Annotated in this window: 1 protein-coding gene and 1 pseudogene; both read left to right on the top strand. The window is 71.8% G+C overall.

Annotated features, from left to right (window positions below):
- Positions 1-1,966, top strand: a 1,966-nt coding sequence (locus ACIQRL_RS40800; protein WP_401341415.1) for an ATP-binding protein, incomplete at its 5' end; no start/stop codon positions are given.
- Positions 1,967-2,165: 199 nt separating this feature from the next.
- Positions 2,166-2,417, top strand: a pseudogene (locus ACIQRL_RS40795) (amino acid permease); the annotation flags it as partial.
- Positions 2,418-2,551 lie beyond the last annotated feature (134 nt).

Below are 2,551 nucleotides of genomic sequence, written 5' to 3'. Positions count from 1 at the left end.
CAATCTCACGGCCCTGCGCGAGCTCGCGCTGCTGTGGGTCGCCGACCGGGTCGACGAATACCTGACCGAGTACCGCAGCGAGCACCGGGTCTCCACGATCTGGGGTTCCCGGGAGCGGATCGTCGTCGGACTGACCGGCGGTCCCGAAGGCCGAACCCTGATCCGCCGGGCCGTACGCCTCGCCGAAAAGGGTGCCGGCGGCGAGGTACTGGCCGTCTACATAGCCCGTAGCGACGGACTGACCAACGCCTCGCCGAAGGAACTCGCCGTCCAGCGCACCCTGGTCGAGGACCTCGGCGGCACCTTCCACCACGTCATCGGCGACGACGTCCCCACCGGGCTCCTCGACTTCGCGCGCGGGGTCAACGCCACCCAGATCGTCCTCGGAGTGTCCCGCCGCAAGGGATGGCAGTACGTGTTCGGGCCGGGCGTCGGTGCGACGGTGGCCCGCGACTCGGGGCCCGACCTCGACGTCCACCTGATCACCCACGACGAGGCGGGCAAGGGACGCGGACTGCCAGCGGCCCGGAGTACGCGGCTCGGCCGGTCCCGCGTCATCTGGGGCTGGCTCGTCGGTGTGACCGGTCCGGCGCTCCTCACCCTGCTGCTCACCGGCGTCACACCCGAAGTCGGCCTGGCCAACGACATGCTGCTGTTCCTCGCTCTGACGGTGGCCGCGGCCCTGCTGGGCGGCCTCTACCCGGCGCTGGCCTCGGCGGTGGTGGGCTCTCTGCTGCTGAACTGGTTCTTCACCCCGCCCGTCCACACCCTGACGATCGCCGACCCGACGAACATCGTCGCCATCGCGATCTTCGTCGGGGTCGCCGTGTCGGTGGCCTCCGTGGTGGGCCTGGCGGCCCGGCGTACGCACCAGGCCGCGCGGCTGCGCGCCGAGTCGGAGATCCTCTCCTTCCTCGCGGGCAGCGTGCTGCGCGGCGAGACCAGTCTCGAAGCCTTGCTCGAACGGGTCCGGGAGACCTTCGCCATGGAGTCGGTCGCGCTCCTGGAGCGGGAGAGCGACGTGGCCCCCTGGACCTGCGCCGGCAGTGTGGGCCAGCGCCCGGGTGTCGAGCGGCCGGAGGAAGCGGACGTCGACATTCCGGTCGGCGACCGTATGGCGCTGGCTCTGTCGGGGCGGGTCCTGCCGGCCGAGGACAGGCGGGTGCTGGCCGCCTTCGCCGCCCAGGCCGCGGTGGTCCTGGACCGGCAGCGGCTGCAGTCCCAGGCCGACCAGTCCCGCACGCTGGCCGAGGGCAACCGCATCCGCACCGCGCTGCTCGCCGCCGTCAGTCATGACCTGCGCACCCCGCTGGCCGCGATCAAGGCAGCCGTCACCTCCCTCAGGTCCGACGACGTGGCCTGGTCGGAGGAGGACCGGGCCGAGCTGCTGGAGGGCATCGAGCAGGGCTCGGACCGCCTCGACAATCTGGTGGGCAACCTGCTCGACATGTCCCGGCTCCAGACCGGGACGGTCACCCCCCTCATCCGGGAGATCGACCTCGACGAGGTCGTCCCGATGGCGCTCGGCGGAGTCCCCGAGGACAGCGTGGAGCTGGAGATCCCGGAGATCCTGCCGATGGTCGCCGTCGACCCCGGCCTGCTGGAACGCTCGGTCGCCAACCTCGTGGAGAACGCGGTCAAGTACAGCCCCTCGGGCGAGCGGGTCCTGGTCTCCGCCAGCGCCATGGCCGACCGGGTGGAGGTGCGCGTGGTGGACCGGGGCCCCGGTGTCCCGGACGCGGCCAAGGATCGTATCTTCGAGCCGTTCCAGCGGTACGGAGACGCGCCCCGTGGCGCCGGGGTCGGGCTCGGCCTCGCGGTCGCCCGCGGCTTCGCCGAGGCGATGGGCGGCACCCTCAACGCCGAGGACACCCCCGGCGGCGGACTCACCATGGTGCTCACCGTCCCGGCCGCGCCCGACCCTCTGCCGGTCCGCCCCGACCTTCCGGCGACCGCCACTTCCTAGCCGGCCCCGACCCGGCCGGACGGGTCGTACGGGTCGGCCGCACATCCGACGAGGAGGCTTCCCCGGCAGAGCCACGGAGCATTCCCCGACGAGGTGCGAAGCCTTGGCGCGTCCTTGACGCTCCTCGCCCTGGTGGCGTGGTCACACTGGCCTCGAACAGCCTTGATCCCCCGCACTCCGCACCGCGAGGTGGTTCCTGATGGCGTACGGTCTGGCCCGCCGCGAACTGCGGCCGAAGGTTCCGTTGCTGCCCGGGGAAGGCGACCGGCACCACCTCACCAGTCTTGAAGGGCTCGCCGCCCTGTCCCTGGACGCGCTGAGCTCGGTGGCGTACGGGCCCGAGGCGATCGTGCTCGTCCTGATCGCCGCCGGGACCGGGGCGCTGTCCGCCACGCTGCCCGTGACTTTGGTCATCGCCGCGCTCTTGGCGGTGCTCGTCGTCTCCTACGGGTAGGTGATCGCCGTTCACCCCGAGGGCGGTGGCGCCTACTAGGACTCCGTTAGGTCTATCTCGATCTTGGCGTCGTGCGTGCTGTGGCGGGCAGGGCTTGGTGGCAGGTGGTGCAGACACCGGTCCAGCACCTC

The sequence above is a fragment of the Streptomyces sp. NPDC091209 genome, assembly GCF_044757755.1.
In the GTDB taxonomy this organism is placed as follows: Bacteria; Actinomycetota; Actinomycetes; order Streptomycetales; family Streptomycetaceae; genus Streptomyces.
This window is presented reverse-complemented; position numbering and strand designations above follow the sequence as displayed.